A 26018-nucleotide genomic window follows, 5' to 3' on the forward strand; every position below is an offset into this window, starting at 1 on the left:
GGCATCGGCGCTGAAATCAACAGCGGGAGCAGCGGTCTGGGGCATTGCTGAGGGGCTGGTCCCGCGAGCAAACCAGGCCGCGGCAGGGGCGCCAAGGGCAAGCTGGACGGACTTTCAGGCGGCCCTGCCGGTGGCCTGGAGCGACAGCGGTTCCGATTGAATGGGAATCCCCCACATCCGCACCGGGACATTCCATGGCGCCCTCCTCCTCCGCCCCCCTGGTGCCGGTGATCCTCTGTGGTGGCACCGGCACCAGGCTGTGGCCGCTGTCGAGGGCGAGCTACCCCAAGCAGTACTGGGCCCTGGCGGGTGATGCCGAGGAAACGTTGCTGCAGCAGACCCAGCAGCGGCTGGCGGGTCTGCCTGGGCTGGCAGCGCCGCTGTTGATCTGCAACGAAGATCACCGCTTCATCGTTGCTGAGCAGATGCGTCAGATCGGCGTGGAACCGGCGGCGATTCTGCTGGAGCCGGTGGCGCGCAACACGGCTCCGGCGGTGGCGGTGGCGGCGCTGCAGGCCACCAGCCGTGGTGAGGACCCCCTGCTGCTGGTGCTGGCGGCCGATCACGTGATTCGCGATCTGACCCGCTTCCGAGCCACGGTGCTGGCGGGCATCCCGGCGGCGGCGGCAGGCCAGCTGGTCACTTTCGGGATCGTGCCCAGCGCTCCGGAAACCGGCTACGGCTACATCGAAGCCGAGGCCCAGGAGCCGATGGCGGCCGGTGAGATTGCGGCCCCGCTGCCGATCAGACGATTTGTCGAGAAGCCGGATCGGGCCACCGCTGAGCAGTTCCTGGCCAGCGGCCACTTCACCTGGAACAGCGGCATGTTTCTGTTCCGTGCCAGTGCGATTCTGGCGGAACTGGACCGGCTGGCCCCGGAGGTGGTGAGTGCCTGCCGGGCGGCCCTGGATCACGACAGCAGCGACCTGGAATTCCTGCGGCTGGAGCGTGAGGCCTTCGCCGGCTGCCCGAACGTGGCGATCGATGTGGCGGTGATGGAGAAGACGAAGCTGGGAGCCGTGCTGCCGTTGGCGGCGGGCTGGAGCGATGTCGGCAGCTGGAGCGCCCTGTGGGAAACGGCCGACCAGGACGAGGCGGGCAACGTGCTGCGGGGCCGGGTGATCAGCCAGGACAGCCGCAACTGTTATCTGCGCAGCGAACACCGGCTGGTGGTGGGGCTGGGGGTGGACGACCTTGTGGTGGTGGAAACGGACGATGTGGTGCTGGTGGCCCATCGGGACCGGGCCCAGGACGTCAAAGGGGTGGTGGGGTTGCTGGAGCGCGCCGGTGCGCCGGAAAGCAAGGCGCACCGGCGCATCTACCGGCCATGGGGCCATTACGACGGCGTCACCGAAGGGGAGCGCTGGCAGGTGAAGAAGATCCAGGTGAAGCCCGGTGCCAGCCTGTCGCTGCAGATGCACCACCACCGGGCCGAGCACTGGGTGGTGGTGAAGGGCACGGCGATGGTGGAGAAGGACGGTGTGGAGGAGCTGGTGGGGGAGAACCAGAGCACCTACATCCCGCTGGGGGCCAAGCACCGGCTGAGCAACCCGGGCAAGATTCCTGTGGAGCTGATCGAGGTGCAGAGCGGCCCCTACCTGGGCGAAGACGACATCGTCCGCTTCGAGGATCGCTACGGCCGCAGCGAAAGAAGACTGGGAACACTGGCCTGAAGTCTATGTCCCAGGAAGCAGGCGGTCGCAAGAGCAGACTTGAATAGGCATCGGTTGAAGATGTCAGTCATACATTTGGGCGTTCTTGACCCTTTCCAGCCAGCCGCACTGATCCAGGGACGAGTGGATTTTCTCCATGATCAGAGCTTTTTTCGCGGCGTTTCCGCCAAGATCATTTTCCACTGGGAACTGTTGAAAAGAATATTTTCCCTCGTTTTCCAGGCCTAGCATTCCCAGGACATCGTCAGAGCCGATCAGCTCTTTGAAGCCGACAGCCTTGACGAATCCCAGTGCGTGCATTGCTTTCAGGAATGGCGTGTGTTCCGCCACCGAAAGAACGGAGCTTCCTGGAAGAGTGCTCTCAAGCTCTGACTGTGACTGAATGTATTCGCGGGGGGTCTGTGCAGGGAGGCCGCCTGCAGTTCTTTGGAAGGATGTACGACTATATTTTGAAGCCAAGTAAGAAACGGGCTCTCGCAGGCAAACCACAATCCGAGGCGTGATCCCCGCCGCTGTGCAAGCCTTGGCCAGGGGGTGAACAGGAAAGACCACGTCGCGACCCGGACCTACCAGATGCGATCCATTCAGGGATGCAGCCGTATCCAGCAGGCGCTCAGTCGACAACAGAACGCTGCCGCCAACCGCAACACGCACAAGGCGACTGATCGCCTCCGAAAGAAAAGCCCTGACCGCATCCTCCCGCGGGGGCGACTCCTGGGCAAGGTGGAAAGACATGGTCAGGATGTATCGGAGTGCCTGCTCTCGAAGCTCCTGGGTCATGCCACCTGCGGGCAGCCCCGCAAAGAATTGTCCGGCATCCCGAAGGCCCCACGAATGCATCAGTGCGCTGTGATGGGGTCTTTTCCCGCAATAGGAAGGGTTTTGAATGTGCGGAAAAATATATTTCTGGAGAACAGTGGTGCCGGTTCTGGGGGCGCCAATGTGCAGGGTGATTTGAGCCACGACCTCCCTCGCATTGCATCACGCCACCATAAAGGATGGCGATTGCGTCAGAATCTGCATCGACGCTCGCTGGGGCTTGCGCCTGTCAGGTGAAGGTATTGATTGCCAGCCAGGTTATTCCACCGTGACGCTCTTGGCCAGATTGCGCGGCTGATCCACGTCCAGGCCCCGGTGGGCAGCGATGTGATAACTGAGCAGCTGCATCGGGATCACGGTGAGCAGGGGGCTGAGCATCTCCTCCACCTCTGGCATGGGCAGCAACTGGTCGAACAGGGTGGTGTCCGGGCCTTCAGGAGCCACGCCGATCAACTGGGCATCGCGGGCCTTGGCCTCCTGGGCATTGCTGAGCACCTTCTCGAACACCGGGCCGGGCATGGCGATCGACACCACAGGCACCCGGGCATCGAGCAGGGCAATCGGGCCATGCTTCATCTCGCCGGCCGGATAGCCCTCGGCATGGATGTAGCTGATCTCCTTGAGTTTCAGGGCACCCTCCAGTGCGATCGGGTAGTTGATGCCCCGGCCCAGGAAGATCACGTCCTGGGTGTCGGCGAACAGGTGGGCCAGCTCCTCACAGCGGCGGTCGTGGTCGTTCACGAGGTCCTGGAGCAGGGCCGGGATCTGGCGCAGGTCTTTTGCCAGGGAGCGCAGCCGTTCCGGGGGGCAGCCGGCCCGACCGCCACCACGGCGCTCCGCGAAGGCCAGCGCCAGCCCATAGAAGGCCAGCAGCTGGCCGAGGAAGGTCTTGGTGGCCGCCACCCCCACTTCGATGCCGGCGCCGATGTCGAGGATGTGGGGCACCAGACGGCCCAGGGAGCTCTCCGGACGGTTGGTGATGCCCAGCAGCTTCGGGGCATAGGCCGGATCGGCCACCAGCCGGCGCCGGTCCCGCTCCATCGCCAGGGCCGCCAGGGTATCCGCCGTCTCGCCGGACTGGGTCACCCCGATCGTGAGCGTGTGGGGGACCAACGGCGGCGGTGCATACCGAAATTCGCTGGCGTAATAGACGCTGGTGGGGATGCCGGCCAGCTGCTCCAGCAGGTGGGCCCCCACCTGGGCGGCATGGCGGCTGGTGCCGCAGGCCAGGATCTGGATCCGCTCCACCTCCTCATAGACCACCTCATCCAGCGGTAGGGCCACAAGGGCCAGTCCATCGGCACCGGGCCCCGCCCCGCCGCCATCGCCCTGAGACTCTGGCCTGGGGTGCGGCAGGTGCCGGGCCACCCACAGGGCCGCTGTTTCCGGTTGTTCATGGATCTCCTTGAGCATGAAGTGGCGGAAGCTGCGCTTGTCGGCCACGTGCTCGGTGCCGCTCAGCAGCGATGGGGTGCGTTCCACCCGCTCCCCCTGGGCGTCGTAGAGCTCAATGCCCAGGGGTGTCAGCAGCGCCACCTCGCCATCCTCAAGCGGCAGGATCGTGCGGGTGAATCCGGCCAGGGCTGGGGTGTCGCTGGCGCAGAGGAATTCCCCCTCGCCCAGGCCGATCAGCAGCGGCGCGGCCCGCCGGGCCACCACCAGGGCCCCAGGAGCCTCGGCCCAGACCAGGGCAAGGGCATAGGCGCCCTGCAGCAGCGGCAGCACGTCCTGCACCGCCTCGAGCAACAGCCGCCCACCGATGCGGCGGCCCTGCTGGCGGAGTTCCGCCAGTCGCCTCGCCACAAGGTGGGGAATCACCTCGGTGTCGGTGTCGGAACGGAACACAACGCCGCCAGCTTGAAGCTCCTCCCGGAGGCTGCGATGGTTCTCGATGATGCCGTTCTGGACCACCGCCAGACGGCCGCTGCCATCGAGATGGGGATGGGCGTTGCGCTCCTCCGGCTTGCCATGGGTGGCCCAGCGGGTGTGGCCGATGCCGCAGTGGCCCGGGGCCCCATCGGCCTCGTAACGGGCTGTGAGATTGACCAGCTTCCCCTCAGCCCGGAGGCAGTGCAGCAGGCCTTTCGTGCTGGGCACATCCGAGGATGTGGCGCCATCCACGCAGCCGGCATTCACCGCGGCCGCGTCTACGGAGAGCGCCTCCACAGTGGCGATGCCGGCCGAGTCATAGCCGCGGTATTCCAGCTGTCGCAGCCCTTCCAGCAGCTGGGGAGCCACCTCCCGCGATCCGATCAGGGCAACGATGCCGCACATAGGGGCGTCTGCAGCGGGAAGGGCAAAAAAAAGCCCGGCGGTGGGCCGAGCTGAGCTTATTGGGAGCCGATTCTTTCAGATGGCTTGCGGCAGTAGCGTGGAGACCGCATTCCCGCAGGAAGGCCCTCTCTCTGCCGCACTGCGACAAGCTGATTGGTCGCTGAGCTGAAGCTGGCTGTTCAGCTCCAATTCAGTAGGCCAGGCCCATGGAGCGGCTGGTCTCATCGCCCAGGTATACGCGGATTGAGAGGAAGTCCGTGGGGCAAGCGGTTTCACAGCGCTTGCAGCCGACACAATCCTCGGTGCGGGGAGAGGACGCGATCTGGCCGGCCTTGCAGCCATCCCAGGGCACCATCTCGAGCACGTCGAGGGGGCAGGCGCGCACACACTGGGTGCAGCCGATGCAGGTGTCGTAGATCTTGACGGCGTGGGACATGTGCCTCGGTGCGGAGGTGGCCGGTAACGAACGGCGTGGCCACGAACGTACCCACACCGGCCGGAGAGCAGGTCGGCGGGGCGCGAGGCCGTCACCCTTGTTCATAAGTCCGAGGGGGGCGGTTCAGGGCGACCCGTAGGATGCGGCCTCCCTCCCCAGCGGCCATGTCCCAGGAAGCGATCTTCGAGAAAGTCCGTTCGATCGTTGCCGAGCAGCTCAGCGTCGACGCCGGCGAGGTGAAGCCCGAATCCAACTTCCAGAACGATCTGGGCGCCGACTCGCTCGATACCGTCGAGCTGGTCATGGCCCTGGAAGAGGCCTTTGACATCGAGATTCCCGACGAGGCTGCCGAAGGCATCACCACGGTCGGCGATGCCGTCAAGTACATCCTGGACAAGCAAGCCTGAGGCGATTGATGGTGGAGGGATTCCACCGCGTCGTCGTCACAGGTCTCGGCGCGGTCACACCGATCGGAAATGACGTTTCCCAATACTGGGAAGGGTTGAGCGCTGCACGTAATGGGGTGGCACCGATCACCCTGTTCGATGCGGCGCGCCATGCCTGCCGCTTTGCTGCGGAAGTCAAGAACTTCGATTCCAAGGGTTGGCTGGAGCCCAAGGAAGCCAAGCGCTGGGACCGGTTCTGCCAGTTCGGTGTTGTGGCGGCCAAACAGGCCGTCGGCCATGCCGGCCTCGTGGTCGACGAGAGCAATCAGCACCGCGTCGGCGTTGCGATCGGCTCCGGCGTGGGCGGCCTGCTGATGATGGAGACCCAGGCGCACGTGCTCAAGGATCGCGGGCCGGATCGGGTCAGTCCCTTCTGCGTGCCGATGATGATCCCCAACATGGCCACCGGCCTCGCGGCGATCGCCCTCGGCGCCAAGGGACCGAGCACCGCCGTGGCCACGGCCTGCGCCGCCGGCTCCAACGCCATCGGCGATGCCTACCGCCTGATCCAGATGGGTCTGGCGGACGTGATGATCTGCGGTGGTGCCGAATCGGCGATCACGCCCCTGGGTGTGGCTGGCTTTGCCAGCGCCAAGGCGCTTTCGTTCCGCAACGATGATCCCGCTACTGCCAGTCGCCCCTTCGACGCCGAGCGCAACGGTTTCGTGATCGGAGAAGGATCGGGAATTCTGGTCCTGGAGAGCCTGGAACACGCCAGGGCCCGCGATGCCGAAATCCTGGCCGAGGTTGTGGGGTACGGCATGACCTGCGATGCCCATCACATCACCTCCCCATCTCCGGGAGGCGTTGGAGGCGCTGAGGCGATGCGGCTGGCCCTGCGCGATGCGGGCCTCGAACCCGAGCAGGTCGACTACGTCAACGCCCACGGCACCAGCACCCAGGCCAACGACAGCAACGAGACATCGGCCATCAAGGCGGCCCTCGGTGATCATGCCTACCGGATTCCGGTGAGCTCCACCAAGTCGATGACCGGCCACCTTCTCGGCGGCAGCGGCGGCATCGAGGCCGTGGCGGCGGTGCTGGCGATTGGCCACGACCTCGTACCCCCTACGATCAACTACCAAAATCCGGATCCGGCCTGTGATCTGGATGTCGTTCCCAATCAGGCCAGGGAACAGAAGCTGAACGTGGTGCTCTCCAATTCCTTCGGTTTCGGTGGTCACAACGTCTGTCTCGCCTTCCGTCGGATGCGCTGATCCCGGCTCTCCCGGGCCCGGCCCACGGACTCCTCTACCCCTTACCCCTTTGCTGCCACCCATGGTCGTCGCCACCCCCACGTCGGTCGAAAGTCTCTGCATCAACAGCATCCGCTTCCTTGCGGTCGACGCGATCAACAAGTCCAACTCGGGCCACCCCGGCCTGCCCATGGGCTGCGCGCCGATGGCCTTCGCCCTGTGGGACAAGGTGCTGAAGCACAACCCCCGGAATCCGAAATGGTTCAACCGGGATCGCTTCGTGCTGTCGGCCGGCCACGGCTGCATGCTGCTGTACGCGCTGCTGCACCTCACCGGCTACGACTCAGTGAGCCTCGACGACATCAAGCAGTTTCGCCAATGGGGCTCCAAGACTCCGGGCCACCCTGAAACCTTCGAGACCCCCGGGGTTGAAGTCACCACCGGACCCCTGGGTCAGGGCATTTCCAATGCGGTGGGCCTGGCGATCGCCGAAGCTCACATGGCCGCCAAGTTCAACAAGCCCGGCTGCACGCTCGTTGATCACACCACCTACGTGATCATGGGCGATGGCTGCCATCAGGAGGGCGTCAGCAGCGAAGCCGCCTCCCTGGCCGGCCACCTGGGCCTGGGCAAGCTGATTGCTCTCTACGACGACAATCACATCACCATCGACGGCAACACTGCGGTGTCGTTCACCGAGGATGTGCTGAAGCGCTATGAAGCCTATGGCTGGCATGTGATTCATGTGCCCGACGGCAACACGGATGTGGCCGCCATCGCCAGGGCCATCGAAGAGGCCAAGGCGGTCACCGACAAGCCGTCGATGATCAAGGTGACCACCACGATCGGCTACGGCTCTCCCAACAAGGCCAACACCGCCGGGGTTCACGGCGCAGCCCTCGGCGCCGACGAAGCCGAGCTGACCCGCAAGGCCCTCGACTGGAGCTACGGCCCTTTCGAAGTGCCCCAGGAGGCTTACGACCACTGGCGCGAGGCGATCAGCCGCGGCGAAGCCGCTGAATCCGAATGGAACACCACCCTGACCACGTATCGGAGTCAGTACCCGGCTGAAGCTGCCGAGTTCGAGCGGATGCTGCGCGCTGAACTGCCCCAGGACTGGGATGCCCAGTTGCCCATCTACACCGAGGCGGACAAGGGTCTGGCCACCCGGCAGCACTCCTACAACTGCCTCAATGCGATTGGCCCTGCGCTGCCTGAGCTGATCGGCGGTTCCGCCGACCTCACCCACTCCAACCTCACCGACATCAAGGGTGAGGCCAGCTTTCAGAAGGGCGGCGAAGGCAATCGCTACCTCCACTTCGGTGTGCGCGAGCACGCCATGGCTGCGATCCTCAATGGCATCGCCTATCACGGCAGTGGCCTGATCCCCTATGGCGGCACCTTTCTGGTGTTTGCGGGGTACATGGTGGGCGCCATGCGCCTTTCGGCCCTCAGTGAACTGGGTGTGATCTACGTGCTGACGCACGATTCGATCGGCCTCGGCGAAGACGGCCCCACCCACCAGCCCGTGGAGACCCTGGCCAGCCTGCGCTCGATCCCCAACCTGCTGGTGATCCGCCCTGGTGATGGCAATGAAACCAGCGGCGCTTATCAGGTGGCGGTGACCAACCGCAAGCGCCCCACCGTGCTGGCCCTCAGCCGGCAGGCCATGGCCAACCAGGCCAACTCCAGCGCCGCCGCTGTGGCTAGGGGTGGATACATCCTGGAAGACAGCAACGGCACCCCCGAGCTGATCCTGATCGGCTCCGGCACCGAGCTTGAGCTCTGCACCAAGGCCGCTGCCCAGCTGCGCGCCGACGGCAAGAACGTGCGCGTTGTGTCGATGCCCTGCGTGGAACTGTTTGAGGAGCAGGACGCCGCCTATCGCGACAGCGTGCTGCCGGCGGCCGTGCGCAAGCGTCTGGTTGTGGAAGCCTCCAGCTCCTTCGGCTGGCACAAAGTCGTGGGCCTCGATGGCGACACTGTCTCGATCGACCGCTTCGGTGCCTCGGCTCCTGGTCCTGTGTGTCTGGAGAAGTTCGGTTTCACCGTGGACAACGTGGTGGCCAAGGCCAAGGCTCTGGGCTGATCCGTTGAGAAGCACATACTGAGACGCCACCCTGTCCCAGAGCAGGCCCTGCCAGACATGCGGGGCTTGTTCTGGGCAAATTATTCATCAATATTGCATGCTAGCCTCTTTATATCTTCGCAAGAGATGCTTTTGTGTAGGCTTGATTGCGATTGAAGTTTATGGTCAAAGCTGCACACTGTCTCAAGCTCTTGCGCGTTCAGCGCGGGTTTCTACCGGGTATTGAGCCTTATTCTCTATGGATTAAGTGGGAGCTGGCAAGGTACTTTAAGATAGGAATGAACAGGCTGGCAACAGTAAAGGATCTGTGTCTGTCCACACTTCAGATCACGAGCTCTGAATACGAAAATAGCCTTCGCAATATTTCTGTCGAAACTTGCGATCCAGCCGGAAGAGTATTCCTGGCAATAGCTGACGCAACCCAGCGGAACATAGGCCTGCCCTCAAGGGCTATTCCAAGGGGCCGAGCGCTTCGAGGTGTCGATTCCTATTTGCTAATACTTCCCGCAAGTGAATACACGTGGAGGCCAGCCTTGGAATTGTTGCGATTATGCACTATTTTATCTTTGAACCAGGAGGATCGCCAGGAAACAGCTCAAATCCCTGCAAGATTGTTCAAATGCAAAAAAGATATGCAGGAGAGCCTCCCGCAAGGAGTCAACTCCTTGCGCTTGCTTGCGGCAGCTCAAGCGATGAACATTCCGACAAAACGAATCACCGGCAGATTGCACAGATATGGATGGGGCTTCACTTCAATTCTTATGGATAGTTCTGTAACGCAATTTGACAGCGCCATCGGCTGCAATGCCTCGAAAGACAAGCTCTTTACAAAAAATATTCTCCGTGACGCTGGCCTGCCAGTCGTTGAGGGCGAAGTGGCCAGATCAGTGGACCATGCCTGGCAACTCGCGAGTCAGTTTGGTTTGCCTGTTGTCCTCAAGCCCCGAAATGCTGATGGGGGCCTGGAAGTCCACGTGAGGTTATCCAGTGAGGAAGAAGTCAGAGAAGCCGCTAATGCGATTTTTGCGCGCAGTCATCAAGTCTTGGTTGAAAGATACTATTCAAGTCGTGACTATCGGGTTCATGTTCATCAAGGCTCAATATTCAGAGTGGTTGAGCGTCGCCCTGGATTTGTCAGGGGTGATGGTAAAAGTACCATTCTTGAGCTCTTAAGTCTTAAGAATCTCGAGATTGCGAAAGTCGTTGGCAGTCAGGGTGGACAACGCATGCCGATTGAGCTTGATCTGGAGGCCAAGCGGATGTTGGCCTATCAGGGGCTCACCCCGGCGAGCATCCCAACTGATGGGGATACTGTTTATCTTCGTGGGGCTGCAAACATCTCCCGCGGAGGTGAGATTGTTCCTGCTCTTGACAGTGCTCATCCCGATAATCTCCGCCTCGCAATTCGAGCAGCAGAGGCCTTACATCTTGACCTTGCGGGTGTAGATCTTCTGCTCCCTGATATCAGTGAATCATGGTTGCAGACAGGTGGCATCATCTGCGAGGTGAATGCTCAGCCTCAAATAGCAACTGGACACGATGTACTCCTAAATAAATTACTCGGAGGGGATGGACGTATCCCCATTGATGTTGTGCTAGGACTTGAGAGTGTGTTGCCTTTGAAGGACAGCCTTGACCGACGTCGCCGGCAGGGCGATTCTGGTGGTATTGGCTTGGTGGGCCAGGATGGCGTCTTCCTTGATGATGAGTGCTTGAGTGGGCCGCCTGAGGATCAGTTTCTGGCAACATCTATGCTGCTTGGCTGCCAGCATCTACGACATCTAATCTTGGCGCCTTGGCATGACTCTTTGGCCGTGGATGGGTTGCCCATTGATCGCTTCGACAAACTCATTGTTTGCACGAGTGCTGACAATCTATGCAATGGGCAGAGCCAATCCCTCCAACCGGAAGGGAAGCTGTGGTCAACGCTGAAGCAGATGTGCCATTCCTGTCATCGCACTGATACACTTGAAGCCCTGCTTGAATATTTTGCAAATGGTGGCCGAGAATAGGAAGATGATAGAAACTAGCTCAGCAGCCAAGCAATTCTATCCGAATGACTTGGAGCCGTATCAGTCGGCTTATCTGCATGGCGGTAAAGCTAAGGAGCAATGGTGTATTCAGCAAGTGAGCATTGATGGCGAGATCCTTCAAGCCATGGTGGATATTCTCAATCCTTTCTCCTCGTCAACAGATCCAGGAGGCTTTCATCTTTCAGTGTTCAGTTCGCAGGAGTTCTGCGCAGAGCTCAGTCTTTTCTGGTTGTTCAAAAAACTTGAATTGCCTTGCAAGGCCCAGGAAGCATGGATGCGCGAGTGCAGATGCTCTCTACGCAGGCCGATCCGCTCACGGCAGAACATCCGTGTCGACATGAAGTGCAAGTCGTTTCGGGTTATCGGTGGCATGGCCTATATCCATGCACGATTTACGGTTCGCGATTCTGGCGACGGTCTCTTCTTGTTGGAGCAGCGAGGAGGATTCCGTTGTTAGAATTCAATCTAGGCTTGGAAAGCAACATGCAGAGATCCTGGTCTTCGCACTCTCTATTGAGTGCTTTGGTGAATGACCCATATGCTGTGTATGCAGAGATGAGAAGGCTTGACCAGCCGCTCTTTATCCCCCATCATCCTGGTGAGGCTAATCGAGCTCAAGGGAAATGGCTGCTCAGTACTTATGCTCAAGCTCAGGCGGTGCTTGCGGATACTGTTCACTTCAGCAAACGCAGTGCAGATGCAAAGGATGAGGAAGCTGAGGCAGGATTTGATGACAGCATGTTGTTTCAGGATGATCCTGATCACAAGCGATTGCGCCATTTGGTCGAGGGCTTCTTCCGAAGGAAACCCGTTTCTGCCTATGCAGAAGTTGTGAGGTGTAGCTCCATTGAGCTGCTAGAGGTTATGGAACTCAATTCCGTGATCGATCTTGTTCCAGCTTATGCGGAGCTGCTGCCTCTCTCTGTTATTGCTCGTCTCATTGGGCTGCCACAGGAAGAAATACCACTCCTTCGAGACCTTTCGCGTAGGATTACAGCCGCCTCTGATGATCTTGCCGTCAACGATAGTTCACTCGCGGCCAAAGCTTTGGCTTTCCGCCAACTTCAGCAATTGTTTCAAGCGGGGCTCAAGGGCGCATGGCGACCGCGTGAGGATTCCTTGCTAGAGGCATTGCTAGATGCTCAAGAGGCTCATCTTCTTGCTGGCAACGAGGCAGCTGCGATGTTGATGCTGCTGATGTTTGCTGGGCATGAAACCACAATTGCTTTAATTGGTAGTTGTCTGAACTTATTGTTGAGCAATCCAGATCAACTTGGCTTGCTCCATGCCAACCCTGGTCTTATCAAGGGAGCAGTTGATGAGACTCTGCGTTTTGAAGCTCCCCTTCAGCGCTCGACCTTCCGCATGGCTATCGATGAGGTAGCCATCGGAGCGCATCGCTTCGTATCCGGTGATCAAGTCTCGGTCATCCTTGGCTCCGCAAATCGAGACGAAAAGATATTCACTGATGCCGACACATTCCAGATTGATCGATTCCCTAATCCGCATCTTGCGTTTGGTCGCGGCAGCTACCATTGTCTTGGGAGACATCTTGCTGTCATGGAAGCCGAGGTTGCTGTGCAGGCTTTTCTCCAGCACTTCCCTAGAGCTCGCATTTCAGGGGAAGTTGTCTGGTCCCGGAATAGCTTTATCCGATCTCTGCAGTCCTTGCCTGTGCTGGTTGGTGCGTGAGCTGTGAATCCGTCTGTTTTTAATAGTCAGAGACTGACTCGCTTTGTGATGGAGTCGTTGCAAGAGCGCGGATGGGCATTGGTGCCTGCTCCCCATGGGGGCATTACTGGACTTCGAAAACTTTCGGAACAGCTTTCCCTTGAGGTGCTTCCCAGTATCGGCAGGCAAGTTTATCAGGCTCCCTTTCCAGGGGGCACTCTGCATCATGCTCCCTGCGGGCAAAAGGAAGTGCTTGGACATTCTGAGCGTGCATATCGTCCAATTCTGCCCATGCCTGATCTCTGTATCTTTGCTGCACTCCGATCCATACCAGTCCACCTTGGTGGCCAACTCACATTGGTTGATGGAGAAAGCATGCTTTGGCATTTGCCGAGCAGCCTGGAGATGCGACTGCGACGTGAGGGAGTTGTCTACGAGATGGAGTGGGGAAAGGAGCGGTGGCAATCTGAATTCGGGCTTGATCATCGAGATGATCTTGAGATGTTATTGAGCACTTGCCCTCAACTGTCCTATCAATGGAAAGGGGAAATTCTGAGTCTTCTTTGGCGTCAATCCCCGCTGCGTCGCTCCTGGTCTTCAGGCCGTGAAGCTTTTGCCAATGGCATGCTCGCCCATCTTGCATCAATACCGGCTGGTGTCGATAATGCTGGCCAAATCTATTGCCATGCAAGCAATGGCATTTCCTGGGGTGGGGGAGGGCCATTTGCTGATAGAGAATTGGTGGAGATCATCAAGGCGCATCAGCGATGCATGCATATCTTGACTCTGGCCCCTAAAGAAATGGTTGTGATTGACAATACAAGGGTCATGCATGGTCGAAAAGCTTCCGCTGTTGCTGTAGGCGATGAACTGGTTTGTAGATTTGGCAGGCTGACCAAGCCAGCTCCAGCTGAACGATCAAGATGGTGCTGAGGTTTTGAATCTTTCGCGACCTTGTTCCCTCGCAGTCCTTGGGCTGGGCAACCCCTTCTGCCTGACATCTTGACACCCCGCCGTTGGGCTGAATTGAGTACCACCCTGATCGCGCATCGCAGCCAGTACCCGGCTGAAGCCGGCGAGTTCGAGCGGACGCTACGCGCTGAACTACTCCAGGCCTGGGACGTCAATCTGTCGACTGACACCGCGGCGGACAAGCATCTGCCACTCAGCAGCACTCCTGCAACGGCCCCAACGGGTATCGCGCCTGCCCTGAGCTGATCGACGGTTCCACCACATGCGGTGATCCCAGCAGACTGGAACCCTCAGCCCAGAAGGCATGCTCTCCTCCCTTCAGCGGTTTCGCAGCCACTCGGCCCCCTGGATCACCCTGGGGATCGGTTGTGCCGTCGTTGCGGCATTTGGGCTTGGACTGTCGCAGTGTGCCGCGCAAACTGGTGGCTCTGCTCAAACTGCCGCTTCCGGTGCCGCCCGCCCGGCCACCCTGTTGAGTCCGGATCCAGAGGGCTTGCCCGTGGAGCCGGTGACGCTGACCCCGGTGGTGCAAGGGCTGGAGCACCCCTGGGGCATGGACTGGCTGCCCAACGGCGATCTGCTGATCACCGAGCGGCCGGGACGCCTGCGGATCGTTCGGGCGGGGACGCTTGATCCTGTTCCGGTGGCTGGTGTGGCCCCGGTCGCCGCGGATGTGGTGGCCGAGCAGCTGTTCGCCTCAAGCCAGGGGGGGCTGCTCGACGTCGCGGTGCATCCCGGCTTCGCCGACAACGGTTGGGTGTATTTCAGCTATGCCCATGGCGATCAGCAGGCCAACGGCACCAGGGTCGCCCGGGCTCGCTTCGATGGACGGACCCTGCGAGGCTGGCAGGTGATCTTTGAGGTGAACCGGACCAAGGCCGGTGGCCAGCACTTCGGATCCCGTCTCGTGTGGTTGCCCGATGACACCCTGCTGGTGTCGATCGGTGATGGCGGCAATCCTCCGGTGAGCCTGGACGGCGCCTGGATCCGCCTTCAGGCCCAGAATCCGGCCAGTCACCTGGGTAAGGTGATCCGCCTCCGCGAGGACGGCTCCATTCCTCCAGACAACCCCTTCGTAGGCCGTAAGGGAGCCAATGCGGCGGTGTGGAGTCTCGGCCACCGCAACATCCAGGGCATGACCTATGACGCGGTGCGCCGCAGCGTGTGGGCCACGGAGCACGGTTCGCGCGGCGGGGATGAACTCAACCTGCTGAGCCCCGGCATCAACTATGGATGGCCGATCGTGTCCCATAGCAGGGAATACGACAGTGGTCGTTCCGTGGCACCCACCAGCTCTTCGCCGGGATTCGCCGATCCGCGTCGGGTGTGGATGGCCACCATCGCTCCATCCGGCCTGGCCGTGATGCAGGGAGATCGGGTTCCCCAGTGGCGCGGCAACCTCTTCGCGGGTGGTCTGGTGGCCCGAAGCGTGCGCCGGTTGCAGTTGAATGAATCAGGCGATGTGATCGCTGAATCGATCATTCCCATCGGCGAGCGGGTGCGTGATGTGCGTCAGGGCCCCGATGGTGATCTCTATGTGCTCACCGATGCTCCGCAGGGCCGGCTGTTGCGGTTACGCCCCGCTGGGACGTAGCCCTGCGGCAGGGCGAGTGGCAGGAGTTACTCGTGCTGGCTCAACACGGCAACCTGAGGCGGTGGGCCAGGGGGGCTTGCACCATGCGTCTGGCCGCCGCCGTTGGGTCGGCCTGGCCCCGGCGACAGCAGAGGATGAGAACCCGAAGCACACAGCCGATGATCCGCTCCCGCGCCGCCGTGGCCTGGGCCCAAGGCCAGCCCCTGGAGGTCACCGAAGTGGACGTGGCTCCGCCTCGGGAGGGTGAGGTCTTGCTGCGGGTGGTGGCCTCGGGCGTGTGCCACACCGATGCCTACACCCTTTCAGGCGCTGATCCCGAGGGCCTGTTCCCTGCGATCCTGGGCCATGAAGGTGGCGCGATCGTGGAGGAGGTGGGCGCTGGGGTGACCTCGGTGGCGGTGGGCGATCACGTGATTCCGCTTTACACGCCGGAATGTCGACGATGCAAATTCTGTCTCTCCGGAAAGACCAATCTCTGCCAGGCGATTCGCACCACACAGGGCCAGGGATTGATGCCCGACGGCAGCAGCCGCTTCTCGAAGCAGGGGCGGATGATTCATCATTATATGGGTACTTCTACGTTCTCCGAATACACCGTACTTCCGGAGATCGCTGTGGCGAAAATCAGCAAGCAGGCACCGCTCGACAAGGTTTGTCTGCTTGGCTGCGGGGTGACAACTGGCATCGGTGCTGTGCTCAACACGGCCAAGGTGGAGCCCGGCAGCACCGTGGCCGTGTTCGGTCTGGGTGGTATCGGCCTGGCGGTGGTAATCGGCGCGGTGATGGCCAAGGCCTCGCGGATCATCGGCATTGATCTGAACCCGGAGAAGTTCGCGATTGCCCAACAACTTGGCGTCACTGAATGCCTCAATCCGCATGATTACGCTGCCCCGATTCAGCAGGTGCTGATCGACCGCACTGATGGGGGTGTGGATTATTCCTTCGAGTGCATCGGCAACGTCGATGTGATGCGTGCCGCCCTGGAGTCCTGTCACAAGGGCTGGGGTGAATCCACGATCATCGGGGTGGCGGGTGCCGGCCAGGAGATCAGCACCCGTCCCTTCCAGCTTGTGACCGGCCGGGTCTGGCGTGGCTCGGCCTTCGGTGGTGTACGAGGCCGCACCGAGTTGCCCGGTTACGTGGAACGATTCCAGAAGGGAGAGATCCCCCTCGATACGTTCATCACCCACACGATGGGGCTGGATGAGATCAACCGCGCTTTCGAGCTGATGCATGCGGGCCAGAGCATCCGCTCGGTGATTCACTTCTGATCGGCTGCACCATGACGTCACACCGGCGATTGCCTCTCCAAGGGTATTCACCCGAAGGGTCATCGTTCTGGCAGGCGAATGATGGGTCCTCTCCAGGCAGGCAAAACCATTGCAGGGTAAATTGAATGATGTGAAAAATCCTAATGCTGATGATTCTTCGGCAAGACAGCCGAGGCGGAGACAAGGGGATCGATTGAAAGTGGGATCTCACGGAATTGCTGTCGACAGATTCGACGCCTGATCCGGTGAATCGATGGATGGCCATCTAGCCGACAACCAACTGAACACCCATCCATGCCTCCTCCAGCTGCTGCGAGCCATCCCGCAGGGACTCGAAAGTCCTTCAATAGTCTCGCCAAGGCGCTGGCAGGCTTGGCGGGCATGGCCACCTTTCTATTTCTTCTGGCGAACTTCTACGCGGCATCTCAAATTCCCAAATGTCCGCATATACCAACGCTCGTCAACTGCACCAATAAGGCGTATCCGGTTCTTGGTGGCGCCGATGTCGTTTCCTTTTTCAGCCGTGCGGATGGCACTCCTCCCGCGCGGGGCAAGCCGGCCTATAGGCACGTGCATCTTGGCTATACATACTATTTTCATAACAGCGAAAACATGAGGCGTTTCGCTGAGTCGCCAAGCCGTTTCATCCCCAGGAATGGCGGTTTCTGCTCCTGGGGAATCTCCAATGAATTTGAGCCGGAGTTTGTATGGGCACGTGACTGCCTGGGTCCAGCCGTAAGCCTGAACGCATGGATCATTCGCAATGATCGCCTTTACCTGTTTCTTGCCGACACGCCAGAAGAGAAGTTCGAGAAAAACCTTTCAGAGAACGAGAAGAAAGGTGATCGGCGCTATCTCGCATGGTTTCCTGAGCAGGGATTCAAAATGAACACGACATGTGTCTTCGAAGACCACAGGCGTCTGGATATAGAGATTTCGCCTTAAAGTTATCTCTTGTTGGCCGCGGTATGGTTGGCGGTGGGTCGTCTTGGGTGGCCCCGGCTGTCTTCCGAGGGGTTGATGCAGTGGCTTCAATTCAGCATGTCCGCACCCGGCTCTGCATCCTGATCAAGCATCCATCCATTCTTGGAACATCTTTCCAGGACAGATAAGATAGGCCGAATCACTGCGGGTCCCCTGGGATGCTCACCCTGCTCTCCGAGAGTCGCAGCTTCGGTGGTCTCCATCGCCGCTACCGGCACCGCTCCCGGCAGCTGGCCTGCGAGATGGTGTTCGGTGTGTTTCTGCCCCCCCAGGCCCTCGCCGGCGGGTCTGTTCCGGCCCTTCACTGGCTGTCGGGCCTCACCTGTACCGATGAGAACTTCCTCCAGAAGGCCGGTGCCCAGCGGCTGGCGGCGGAACTGGGCCTGGCCCTGGTGTTGCCCGATACCAGCCCGCGCGGGCACGAGGTGCCGGGCGATCCGGATGGCGGCTGGGATTTCGGCCATGGCGCCGGCTTTTACGTGGACTCCTGCGCCGAGCCCTGGCGTCGCCACTACCGCATGCACAGCTATGTGGTCGAGGAGCTGCCGGCCCTGGTCGAGGCGGAGCTGCCGATTCGCTCCGATCGGCGCGGCATCGCCGGTCATTCGATGGGGGGCCATGGGGCCCTGGTGTCCGGCCTGCGCCACCCGGGTCGCTACGCCTCCGTGTCGGCCTTCGCACCGATCGCCCATCCCAGCTTGTGCCCCTGGGGCCGCAAGGCGTTCGATCACCTGCTCGGTCCCGATCCTCTGAGCTGGGCTGCCTGGGATGCCTGTGGCCTGCTGGAGGGCGGCGCCACCCTGCGGGGACCCGCCGGAGATCTCCTGTCGCTGTTGGTGGATCAGGGCACGGCCGATCCCTTCCTGGCCGAGCAGCTGCGGCCCCACGACCTCGAAACCGCCTGCAGGGCTGCGGGCCAGCCGCTGGAGCTGCGCCTTCAGCAAGGCTACGACCACAGCTATTTCTTCATCGCCAGCTTCATCGACGACCATCTGCGACACCACGCCCGCGCGTTGATCGGCTGAAGCTTCAGCTGCTCAGCTGCTCAGGTGCTCGCACCTCGCCCGCGCCCGCCGTGGCGGCACACGCCATACATTTCCCTCATGGCTTTCTCCGCACCCCCCACCGAATCCTTCGACGTGATCGTGGTGGGCGGTGGCCATGCCGGCTGCGAGGCGGCGATCACGGCGGCGCGGCTGGGGCTGTCCACGGCGCTGTTCAGCCTCAACCTCGATCGGATCGCCTGGCAGCCCTGCAACCCGGCGGTGGGCGGGCCCGCCAAGAGCCAGCTGGTGCACGAGGTCGATGCCCTCGGCGGCGTGATCGGTCGCCTGGCCGATGCCACGGCCCTGCAGAAACGGGTGCTCAATGCCAGCCGCGGTCCGGCGGTGTGGGCCCTGCGCGCCCAGACCGACAAGCGCCAGTACGCCCGCCAGATGCTGCAGCTGTTGCAGCACACCCCCAACCTGCACCTGCGCGAGGCGATGGTCACGGGGCTGGAGGTGGAGCTGGAGAGTGGTGAGCCCCTGCCGCCAGCCGCTTCCCAGGGCAGTGGCCCGATCAGCGGCCCCATTGGCCGCATCCTGGGGGTGCGCACCTATTTCGGCAGCACCTACGAAGCCGGTGCCGTGGTGCTCACCACCGGCACCTTTCTGGGGGGCCAGATCTGGGTGGGAAATCAGTCGATGCCGGCCGGTCGCGCCGGCGAGCAGGCCGCCGAGGGGCTCACCGAAGCCCTGCAGGCCCTCGGATTCCGCACCGATCGCCTCAAGACCGGCACCCCGGCCCGGGTCGATCGCCGCAGCGTGGCCCTCGATCAGCTGGAGGAGCAGCCGAGCGATGCCCACGACCGCTTCTTCTCCTTCGATCCGGCCAGCTGGGTGAGCGGCGAGCCGATGAGCTGCCACCTCACCCGCACCACGGCGGCCACCCATCAGCTGATCCGCGACAACCTTCACCTCACCCCCATCTACGGCGGCTTCCTCGACAGCGCCGGCCCGCGTTACTGCCCCTCGATCGAGGACAAGATCGTGCGCTTCGCCGATAAGGACAGCCACCAGATCTTTCTGGAGCCGGAGGGACGCGACACCCCGGAGCTCTACATCCAGGGCTTCTCCACCGGGCTTCCCGAGCGTCTGCATCTGCAGTTGCTGCGCACCCTGCCGGGGCTGGAGCAGTGCGTGATGCTGCGGCCCGCCTACGCCGTCGACTACGACTACCTCCCGGCCACGCAGCTGAAGCCTTCGCTGGAGACCAAGCGGATCGCGGGGCTGTTCAGCGCTGGCCAGCTCAACGGCACCACCGGCTATGAGGAGGCCGCGGCCCAGGGCCTGGTGGCTGGCCTCAATGCGGCCCGGCGGCTGCGCGGCCAGGCGCCCGTGCAGGTCCCCCGCCAAGGCAGCTACATCGGCACCCTGATCGACGACCTGGTGACCAAGGATCTGCGCGAGCCCTACCGGGTGCTCACCAGCCGCAGTGAATACCGCCTGATGCTGCGCGGCGACAACGCCGATCGCCGCCTCACTCCCCTGGGCCGCGAGCTGGGCCTGATCGATGACCGCCGCTGGGCGATCTATGAGCGCAAGCAGGAGGCGATCGCGGCCGAGAAACGCCGGCTCGAAACCGTGCGTCTCAAGGGGAGCGATCCTGCGGCCGCGGCGGTGGAGGCCGAAACCGGCGCGCCGATCAAGGGATCGATCCTGCTGGCCGATCTGCTGCGCCGCCCCGGATTCCATGCCACTGCCCTGGTGCGCCATGGGCTGGCCGATCCGGAGCTGCCGGCCGTGGTGCGGGAAGCCGCCGAGATCGACATCAAGTACAGCGGCTATCTGGCCCGCCAGCAGCAGCAGATCGACCAGGTGCAACGGCAGGAGCATCGCCCGATCCCCGCCGACCTGGACTACGCCGCCATCGCCACCCTCTCCAGGGAGGCTCGCGAGAAGCTGGCGGCGATTCAGCCCCTCAGCCTCGGCCAGGCGGCCCGCATTCCGGGGGTGAGTCCGGCGGATGTGACCGCGTTGCTGCTCTGGCTGGAGCTGCGAAAGCGTCGTGAGGCGGCCGCAGCACCGTCCCCTTCGACCTCGTCAACCCTGGACAAGGTCGGTACGTTGAGGCCCTCTTCCTGAGACGCACGCGTGTCGCCCCGTCGAGGCATTCCCACCTCCCGGGCCTACTGGGAGCTCAAGGCCGATCAACTCCTCAACCGGGTCTTCGATCCGGCCCCCACGATCGAGGTGGAGTTGTGCGACACGCCTGTGGCCGGCTCGCTGTTCAGCGCCGCCGGGGTGTCTGCGGCGGCGACCCCGATGCCTGCAGAACAGGCCGTCGCCCCTGCGATGCAGGCTGTGGAAGCCCGACTGCAGACTGCAACATCTCCAGGCTCTGTCCCGGCGCCGATGGCTGTTGCCGAACCCATGGCGGCAGCCACAGCGCCGGCGGCGGCTGCCGCCCCGATGGCTGGAGCCCCGCCAGAGCCCCCGGATGCCCCTTTGCCGCACCATCAGCTCGTCGCTGATCCCCTGGCCGCGAGCGGTCGGCGTGGCATGGTGCCGAATGCAGTCCAGATCACCCGGATTCCCTGGCACCGCCGGCTCGGCGAGTGGGTCAGTGAGCGTCCCGGCCTGGCGCTCGCTGGTTTTGGTGGCACCTGCCTGGCCATGGGAGCCAGCTCGTTGCTCCTGCTCAGCCACTGGAACGCCACCCAGCAGGCCCTGCGTCAGGAGAGAAATCTGCTGCTGGTGGAGCGGCTGCGGGCACTGGGCCCTGCCGCCACAACCACGCCGGCCGGCAACACCGACCCTGCCGAAGGCAAGCGTGGCGCTCCCCCCGAGGAGGGAGTCAGTGCATCGCTGCCGCCGCCGCCGCCCGATGAGCCCTGGATGGAGGAGCTGGCCACGTTGCCCCAGGGCGGTGCCCCCACGGCCGCGCCCCTGAGGGTGCCCGTGAGTTCCTCGATCGCCACACCTGCCCCGGCCTCCAGCGGAGGCGGTGGGGGCTCTGCTCAGGCTTCAAGCGCCAGTGCAGATGGCTCTGAGGGAGGCGGCGGCGGTGGCGATGCTCCTCAGCTCGTGGGTGTGGTGCAGATCCCCGGCCGGGGAGGTTCGGCCATCTTCCAGATGGGCGGCACCTCCACCACGGCCGGAGTGGGCGAGTCGATCGGTGGCAGTGGCTGGCGACTACGCTCAGCCACCGGTGACAGCGCCGTGATCGAGCGTGGTGGCCAGCAACGCCGCATCAGCATCAGCAGCGGTTTCTGAGGCCAGGGTTCCGCCATCCCGGTTGGATCCTCAGTTCCTTGTTCGGCGCGGTCGATCGAAGCCTCTGCCTAGGGTGAATCTCCGGGCCTGAGGCTGTGCATGACTGGGTCCGCTCCGTTGCTGCCCTCGCCTCGGATTCTCTGGCAGGCCCCGTATCAGGATGTGGTGGAGGCAACGGCGGGCCTGGATGCCGCCGCCACCCAGCCGCTCACCGGGCCCTGGAAGTTGCTGTTGCTCGGCGATGGCAGCCCGACCCGCCATCTGCAGTTGCTTACGGGTACGCCCGTGCAGGTGGAGCTGATTGCCATGGCAGCTGAGCCCGAACAGCCAGCTGGCGCCCATCCCCCGGCTGAGGTGGCTGAACTGGCCCCTCCCCTGTTGCGCCGCCAGGTGTGGCTGCGTTGCGGCGCCCATACCCTGGCCTGGGCCGAGAGCTGGTGGAATCAGGCGGAGGCGGAAGCCCATCTCCAGGATCGGCGCCTGCCCATCTGGCGCAGCCTCACCACTAACCGTGCGGAGCTGTTCCGGGAGGTGGATGGCCTGGCCCGTGTGGAGGCTCCCTGGCTGGAGCGGGGCTTCGGGGTGGCGGGACCGTTCTGGAGCCGCCATTACCGCTTCTTTCGCGGTGGTCAGGAACTGACTGTGATCCGCGAAGTGTTCTCTCCCTTGCTGGAGCACTGGCTAGGGCCCGCTGGTACCCCGGCCGTTGGATCCTCCGCAGCGATACCCAGCCATGCCTCGGTTGCCCCCAGGCTGGCCCACAGCCTCTAACGGCGGCCGCTTCTGATGTCGATCGACCTGATGTCCATTGGCACCCTTCTGAACAACGCTTTATGGGCACCACGAAAAATCGGCCTTGTCGCGACCATTGGCCAATGCCGACGCCGGCCAGTACATGAGTCTCAATCGCTGCTTCCAAGGTAAATCGGTATTTTTCGTGGTGCCCTTATGAAGTTGGTAACGCGTTGTCACTGTTTGTTGTTGACAGATTGACGACCTTCGTGGCGGCCGGAGCATGTGGACGTCTGAATCGATGCCGCCATGGCCAACTCTCACTCCCGGCGCACTGGCCCGCCCTCTCCCGGCCCGGCTGTGGAATGGCTGAGCCTCACCGACCTCGGTCGCCTTTATGGCGTTTCGGCCGTGCAGACGGGGCGCATCCTGGTGGCGGCTGGCCTGCGGGAGCGCAGCGGCGAGCCGACCGCGGAGGCCTTGCGACTCGGCCTGGCCGTGATGGGGCCGCCTCGCCACCACCACCACAGCGCCCTCTGGAGCCGCCAGGGTTGTGCCTCGGTGCTGGAGGGTGATGGTCTGATGCCCATGGCCCAGCGCTCCCTGGTTTCGCTCTGGGCCGACCTGCTCAGCGCCCTCCAACTGGGAGCGCCTGGAATCAGCACCTCGGCCGAGGAGATGGCCAGCGAGTTGCCCCAGGAGCTGGTGCGGCCCGTGAACCTGGCCCTGGGTCAGCTCGGCTCCAGCTTTCGGGTCCAGCCACCGAAACGCAGCGGCATGGCTCAGCCCAAAGGTGGCCGGCGCGAGAGCCTCAGGTAGCGGGGAAGGCCTTTCCAGACCCCTGTTTCCAGACCCCTGGCATGATCCTGCCCACGCCAGGGCCAGGGGTGCCGCGAAACTCAGGCCAGCCGCAGGGCCTGGGCCTGCTTGCTCGCCTTGTCAAGCAGCTCGCGCAGATGGTCTTCGTCGGTGTGGCTGAGGTTGGTGCGCAGCAGCTTGGCGTGGGGGGCGTGGGTGCGCAGCCGCTCGATCACCCGATCCGGCGTGGCCTCCCGCACCAGCAGGCACAGGGCGGCACTGCCCTTGGGCAGGGTTTCGCCCAGCTCGCGCATGAAGGCGTCGTTGATGCCCAGATCCGACAGGGACCCGGAGGCGGCGCCCACCCCGGCACCCACGGCGGCGCCGAGCAGGGGATTGAGGAAGAGCAGGCCCACCAGGGTGCCCCAGAAGCCGCCGCCCAGGGCACCGGCGGCGGCCAGGTTGATCGCCTGGCGCAGGTGCACCTGGCCCTCAGCGTCGTGCTCCACCACCACGGCATCCTCCAGGGAAATCAGCTGCTCCCGCTGGATGTCCACCAGCTCCCGGCGGACCTGCTCGGCCTCCTCGACCTTCGGGAAGCTCACCACCACCAGACTGCTCATGATCTCTGCGCCAATGCAGGTTCAGGCTAAGCAGGGGGATGGGTGACGCTGCCCAGCTCTAGGGCCGGCGACGGCTGGATCGGGGCAGGGGCCGCCCGCCCGCTTCCCGCTCGATGGGCGTCGTGGGCGCCGTTGGAGTCGTGCCGGGGCTGGGACGCTGCCAGCGGGTCAGGCTGAAGTCGGCCTGATCAGGCCACTCTTCCGGGGTGTCTGGTTCGCTCCTGGGCGGCCTGGTTTCGGCTGGCCTGGCCTGGTCTGAACGGGAGTCGACCGGCTGCGAGGCGCGTGGGCCGGAGCTGGCGATCCGCGGGTTGGTGCCGGCGGATCCACCAGCCCGTTGGCGCCGGGAGATGGCTTCGAGGGGGCGCCGACCACCGGTGCCCTGTCCAGCACGGGACGCTCCCCGGTTGGAACGTCCAACCCCGGACGGTTCGGTGGTGAACGGTTCGGCGTTGAACGATCCGCCGCTGGATGCTCCGGAGCCGGAACGCCAACGGGTCGAGCGCTCGTCAGGAAATCGCCCATCACCGGACCCGTCATCACGGGAGCGCGTCACCGGCGGCTCGGGTTCAGGCCGGCGGGGGGTCGGGTCGTTCTGCTGCCAGGGTTCGCGCCAGTCGTCGTCGTTGTCATCGAGCAGCCAGTCGAGCTTGTCGCCCATCCAGCGGCCCAGGTCGTCGAGGCGTGGCCGTGAACCGGCTCGGGGGGTGGCTCCACGCCCTGACGGACGCGAGCCAGGGCGAGCCCCGGACACCCCATCCACCAGTTGCCGTCCCGCGCTCACCCAACGATCCAGCCGCTGCTCCAGCGGGTCGTCGCCGCGCCGCCCACTGCCCGGCCGGGAGTTCCAACGGGGTTCGTCGCTCATCGGGCCACCTGCTCGGTTCAGCCTATCGACGCCGCCCCGCCAGCCACCGCTCCCGGCGCAGGCCCACCAGCGCGATGGTGAGACCGCCGAACTGCAGGGCCCAGAGAAAGCTGTCCATGGCGCGACCCTAGAGGCCTTGCCGAGCGGCCCCGACAGGCTCCTGGGCCGGCCTGAACACCAGCACGCAGCTGGCGTGCCAGAGCCCGTTGTGCCAGCGCTCGCAGCACTGGCGGCAGGCCAGGTTGCGGCGGCGGCGCTGGTAGCGGGCCTGCAGGCCGCAGCGGGGACAGTGGGCGATCCAGCGGGTCGCGGTGGTGGGGACCGGGAAGCTGTGGCGCAGGCTCACCACGAAGTCGTGCTGGCGGGCGTTGATCGATGCCATGCGGGCGCGGAAGTGGGGGCCATGCACTTCCCGCAGGTCGAGGATCCGGTCCACCCAGGCGTGGATCATCTCGTGGCAGAGCGTGCTCAGGGTGGCCTGGCGCGGCAGCGGTTCCAGCAGCGGGCGCGACAGCACGATCTCGCAGAGGTCGCTGCCATCGGCGCGGCGGCCACGGCGGTAGAGGCCGGCGGTACGCGACAGGCGGCCATCGCTCCAGCGCAGGGTCACCAGCGGCTGCCCGCCGGGCGCCAGGCTGCCGTCGAAATGCTCCCGGTCGAGGCGGTGGAACAGGGGCAGCAGGGGCTCCAGGGTCATGGGGTTGGTGGTCCCGCGGCGACAGTCTGACCGGCCCGTCCGTCAGACTCCGGTGCTCTGAACTGCAGCCGCGCGCACATGGACTGGGGATTGGCCCGCACGATCGGTAGCAAGGCCCTGCTGGCCGCAGCCGGCGCCCTGCTTCTGTACTGGACCATCAGTGCCGTGCGGCTGGTGATCAGCGCCAGGGGGATCAACCCGCTGATCAAGCAGTTCTTCACCCAGGTGGCCAGCGGCCAGGTGGATGGGGCCTACCTGCTCACCACCAAGAACTACCGCTCCCACGTGAATCGCCAGCAGTTCATCCGCTTTCTGGCCGGCCTGCAGCTCAACAAGTACCGCAACCTCAAGAGCGGCCGCCCCCGCATTCAGGACGGCCAGGTCATCCTCACGGTGAAGCTGAAATCGGAAGGCAACGAGGAACTGCCGCTCGACTTCACCTTCGCCAAGGTCGACGAGGCCTGGCGGGTGGACCGCATCCAGCGGCTGGCCGCGGCCTGATCGCCGCGGCGTGATCGCCAGCGCAGGATGGCCGCCGTGAGCACGACGGACCCGAGGGGCGGCGCCCCCAACGGCGGTGGCGGCC

The 26018-nt window shown here is 63.4% G+C and carries 23 protein-coding genes; 17 read left to right on the top strand and 6 right to left on the bottom strand.

What is annotated here, in order from left to right; genetic code table 11:
- Window positions 1-194: 194 nt before the first annotated feature.
- Window positions 195-1673 carry a mannose-1-phosphate guanylyltransferase/mannose-6-phosphate isomerase gene (locus VB777_RS01630; protein WP_197158093.1) on the top strand — a complete coding sequence of 493 codons (1479 nt, stop codon included), beginning with the start codon at window positions 195-197 and terminating at the stop codon, window positions 1671-1673.
- A gap of 63 nt (window positions 1674-1736) precedes the next feature.
- Here the strand turns inward: VB777_RS01630 and VB777_RS01635 are convergent, their stop codons facing one another.
- The 3 genes from VB777_RS01635 to psaC all read right to left on the bottom strand — a co-directional run bounded on the left by VB777_RS01635 (window position 1737) and on the right by psaC (window position 5202).
- Entirely contained in the window at window positions 1737-2636 is a 900-nt protein-coding gene (locus VB777_RS01635; protein ID WP_323246649.1) for a hypothetical protein, read from the bottom strand.
- A 114-nt stretch (window positions 2637-2750) separates the two neighbouring features.
- Window positions 2751-4766 (bottom strand): glutamine--fructose-6-phosphate transaminase (isomerizing), encoded by a 2016-nt coding sequence (glmS, locus tag VB777_RS01640; RefSeq protein WP_197158097.1) that lies wholly within the window; start codon window positions 4764-4766, stop codon window positions 2751-2753.
- 190 nt (window positions 4767-4956) lie between these two features.
- A complete protein-coding gene (psaC, locus tag VB777_RS01645) occupies window positions 4957-5202 on the bottom strand; it encodes a photosystem I iron-sulfur center protein PsaC (RefSeq protein WP_007099573.1) in 246 nt (81 codons plus the stop codon).
- Between the two features lie 164 nt (window positions 5203-5366).
- Between psaC and acpP the strand changes: the two genes are divergently transcribed.
- The 15 genes from acpP to VB777_RS01720 all read left to right on the top strand — a co-directional run bounded on the left by acpP (window position 5367) and on the right by VB777_RS01720 (window position 23265).
- Window positions 5367-5609, top strand: a complete 243-nt coding sequence (gene acpP / locus VB777_RS01650) for an acyl carrier protein (protein ID WP_197158099.1) — start codon at window positions 5367-5369, stop codon at window positions 5607-5609.
- Between the two features lie 8 nt (window positions 5610-5617).
- Window positions 5618-6865: a beta-ketoacyl-ACP synthase II gene (gene fabF, locus VB777_RS01655; protein WP_197158100.1), complete on the top strand. Its 1248-nt coding sequence runs from the start codon at window positions 5618-5620 to the stop codon at window positions 6863-6865.
- A 61-nt stretch (window positions 6866-6926) separates the two neighbouring features.
- Window positions 6927-8933, top strand: a complete 2007-nt coding sequence (gene tkt, locus VB777_RS01660; RefSeq protein WP_323246661.1) for a transketolase — start codon at window positions 6927-6929, stop codon at window positions 8931-8933.
- Between the two features lie 533 nt (window positions 8934-9466).
- Complete coding sequence (locus VB777_RS01665) at window positions 9467-10945, top strand: acetate--CoA ligase family protein (RefSeq protein WP_323246663.1); 1479 nt, start codon at window positions 9467-9469, stop codon at window positions 10943-10945.
- Entirely contained in the window at window positions 10929-11423 is a 495-nt protein-coding gene (locus VB777_RS01670) for a hypothetical protein (RefSeq protein WP_197158106.1), read from the top strand. Before VB777_RS01665 ends, VB777_RS01670 begins: the two co-directional genes overlap by 17 nt.
- 68 nt (window positions 11424-11491) lie before the next feature.
- Window positions 11492-12658, top strand: a complete 1167-nt coding sequence (locus VB777_RS01675) for a cytochrome P450 (RefSeq protein ID WP_323246665.1) — start codon at window positions 11492-11494, stop codon at window positions 12656-12658.
- A 48-nt stretch (window positions 12659-12706) separates the two neighbouring features.
- A complete protein-coding gene (locus tag VB777_RS01680; protein WP_323246668.1) occupies window positions 12707-13570 on the top strand; it encodes a TauD/TfdA family dioxygenase in 864 nt (287 codons plus the stop codon).
- 343 nt (window positions 13571-13913) lie between these two features.
- Window positions 13914-15203, top strand: coding sequence for a PQQ-dependent sugar dehydrogenase (locus VB777_RS01685; RefSeq protein WP_323246670.1), 1290 nt, complete (start codon window positions 13914-13916; stop codon window positions 15201-15203).
- A 158-nt stretch (window positions 15204-15361) separates the two neighbouring features.
- Entirely contained in the window at window positions 15362-16474 is a 1113-nt protein-coding gene (locus VB777_RS01690; protein WP_416238293.1) for an S-(hydroxymethyl)glutathione dehydrogenase/class III alcohol dehydrogenase, read from the top strand.
- 294 nt (window positions 16475-16768) lie between these two features.
- Window positions 16769-17419, top strand: a complete 651-nt coding sequence (locus VB777_RS01695) for a hypothetical protein (protein ID WP_323246671.1) — start codon at window positions 16769-16771, stop codon at window positions 17417-17419.
- 197 nt (window positions 17420-17616) lie between these two features.
- Complete coding sequence (gene fghA, locus VB777_RS01700) at window positions 17617-18483, top strand: S-formylglutathione hydrolase (RefSeq protein WP_323246673.1); 867 nt, start codon at window positions 17617-17619, stop codon at window positions 18481-18483.
- Window positions 18484-18561: 78 nt separating this feature from the next.
- Window positions 18562-20583 (top strand): tRNA uridine-5-carboxymethylaminomethyl(34) synthesis enzyme MnmG, encoded by a 2022-nt coding sequence (gene mnmG, locus VB777_RS01705; RefSeq protein ID WP_323246675.1) that lies wholly within the window; start codon window positions 18562-18564, stop codon window positions 20581-20583.
- A 9-nt stretch (window positions 20584-20592) separates the two neighbouring features.
- Window positions 20593-21714, top strand: coding sequence for a hypothetical protein (locus VB777_RS01710; protein WP_323246677.1), 1122 nt, complete (start codon window positions 20593-20595; stop codon window positions 21712-21714).
- A 99-nt stretch (window positions 21715-21813) separates the two neighbouring features.
- A complete protein-coding gene (locus tag VB777_RS01715) occupies window positions 21814-22485 on the top strand; it encodes a chorismate lyase (protein WP_323246679.1) in 672 nt (223 codons plus the stop codon).
- 270 nt (window positions 22486-22755) lie between these two features.
- Window positions 22756-23265, top strand: coding sequence for a hypothetical protein (locus VB777_RS01720; RefSeq protein ID WP_197158123.1), 510 nt, complete (start codon window positions 22756-22758; stop codon window positions 23263-23265).
- A gap of 80 nt (window positions 23266-23345) precedes the next feature.
- On the opposite strand, the gene VB777_RS01725 is transcribed toward VB777_RS01720, so the two are convergent.
- From VB777_RS01725 to VB777_RS01735, 3 genes are all read right to left on the bottom strand, one after another.
- Window positions 23346-23867: a DUF1269 domain-containing protein gene (locus tag VB777_RS01725; RefSeq protein WP_197158125.1), complete on the bottom strand. Its 522-nt coding sequence runs from the start codon at window positions 23865-23867 to the stop codon at window positions 23346-23348.
- Window positions 23868-23925: 58 nt separating this feature from the next.
- Window positions 23926-24735, bottom strand: a complete 810-nt coding sequence (locus VB777_RS01730) for a hypothetical protein (RefSeq protein ID WP_323246682.1) — start codon at window positions 24733-24735, stop codon at window positions 23926-23928.
- A 127-nt stretch (window positions 24736-24862) separates the two neighbouring features.
- On the bottom strand, window positions 24863-25432 hold the full coding sequence (locus VB777_RS01735) for a SprT family zinc-dependent metalloprotease (RefSeq protein WP_197158129.1): 570 nt from the start codon (window positions 25430-25432) through the stop codon (window positions 24863-24865).
- 78 nt (window positions 25433-25510) lie between these two features.
- Between VB777_RS01735 and VB777_RS01740 the strand changes: the two genes are divergently transcribed.
- On the top strand, window positions 25511-25933 hold the full coding sequence (locus tag VB777_RS01740; RefSeq protein WP_323246684.1) for a hypothetical protein: 423 nt from the start codon (window positions 25511-25513) through the stop codon (window positions 25931-25933).
- Window positions 25934-26018 lie beyond the last annotated feature (85 nt).

The sequence above is a fragment of the Synechococcus sp. CCY9202 genome, from assembly GCF_034931685.1.
Lineage (GTDB): Bacteria > Cyanobacteriota > Cyanobacteriia > PCC-6307 > Cyanobiaceae > CBW1002.

Bases quoted from the DNA above. Each gene is read 5' to 3' on its own strand.
- VB777_RS01630 (WP_197158093.1), top strand. From the start codon at position 195: ATGGCGCCCTCCTCCTCCGCCCCCCTGGTGCCGGTGATCCTCTGTGGT.
- glmS (WP_197158097.1), bottom strand. From the start codon at position 4,766: ATGTGCGGCATCGTTGCCCTGATCGGATCGCGGGAGGTGGCTCCCCAG.
- psaC (WP_007099573.1), bottom strand. From the start codon at position 5,202: ATGTCCCACGCCGTCAAGATCTACGACACCTGCATCGGCTGCACCCAG.
- acpP (WP_197158099.1), top strand. From the start codon at position 5,367: ATGTCCCAGGAAGCGATCTTCGAGAAAGTCCGTTCGATCGTTGCCGAG.
- fabF (WP_197158100.1), top strand. From the start codon at position 5,618: ATGGTGGAGGGATTCCACCGCGTCGTCGTCACAGGTCTCGGCGCGGTC.
- tkt (WP_323246661.1), top strand. From the start codon at position 6,927: ATGGTCGTCGCCACCCCCACGTCGGTCGAAAGTCTCTGCATCAACAGC.
- VB777_RS01670 (WP_197158106.1), top strand. From the start codon at position 10,929: ATGGTGGCCGAGAATAGGAAGATGATAGAAACTAGCTCAGCAGCCAAG.
- VB777_RS01680 (WP_323246668.1), top strand. From the start codon at position 12,707: ATGGAGTCGTTGCAAGAGCGCGGATGGGCATTGGTGCCTGCTCCCCAT.
- VB777_RS01685 (WP_323246670.1), top strand. From the start codon at position 13,914: ATGCTCTCCTCCCTTCAGCGGTTTCGCAGCCACTCGGCCCCCTGGATC.
- VB777_RS01690 (WP_416238293.1), top strand. From the start codon at position 15,362: ATGATCCGCTCCCGCGCCGCCGTGGCCTGGGCCCAAGGCCAGCCCCTG.
- VB777_RS01695 (WP_323246671.1), top strand. From the start codon at position 16,769: ATGCCTCCTCCAGCTGCTGCGAGCCATCCCGCAGGGACTCGAAAGTCC.
- fghA (WP_323246673.1), top strand. From the start codon at position 17,617: ATGCTCACCCTGCTCTCCGAGAGTCGCAGCTTCGGTGGTCTCCATCGC.
- mnmG (WP_323246675.1), top strand. From the start codon at position 18,562: ATGGCTTTCTCCGCACCCCCCACCGAATCCTTCGACGTGATCGTGGTG.
- VB777_RS01715 (WP_323246679.1), top strand. From the start codon at position 21,814: ATGACTGGGTCCGCTCCGTTGCTGCCCTCGCCTCGGATTCTCTGGCAG.
- VB777_RS01720 (WP_197158123.1), top strand. From the start codon at position 22,756: ATGGCCAACTCTCACTCCCGGCGCACTGGCCCGCCCTCTCCCGGCCCG.
- VB777_RS01725 (WP_197158125.1), bottom strand. From the start codon at position 23,867: ATGAGCAGTCTGGTGGTGGTGAGCTTCCCGAAGGTCGAGGAGGCCGAG.
- VB777_RS01730 (WP_323246682.1), bottom strand. From the start codon at position 24,735: ATGAGCGACGAACCCCGTTGGAACTCCCGGCCGGGCAGTGGGCGGCGC.
- VB777_RS01735 (WP_197158129.1), bottom strand. From the start codon at position 25,432: ATGACCCTGGAGCCCCTGCTGCCCCTGTTCCACCGCCTCGACCGGGAG.
- VB777_RS01740 (WP_323246684.1), top strand. From the start codon at position 25,511: ATGGACTGGGGATTGGCCCGCACGATCGGTAGCAAGGCCCTGCTGGCC.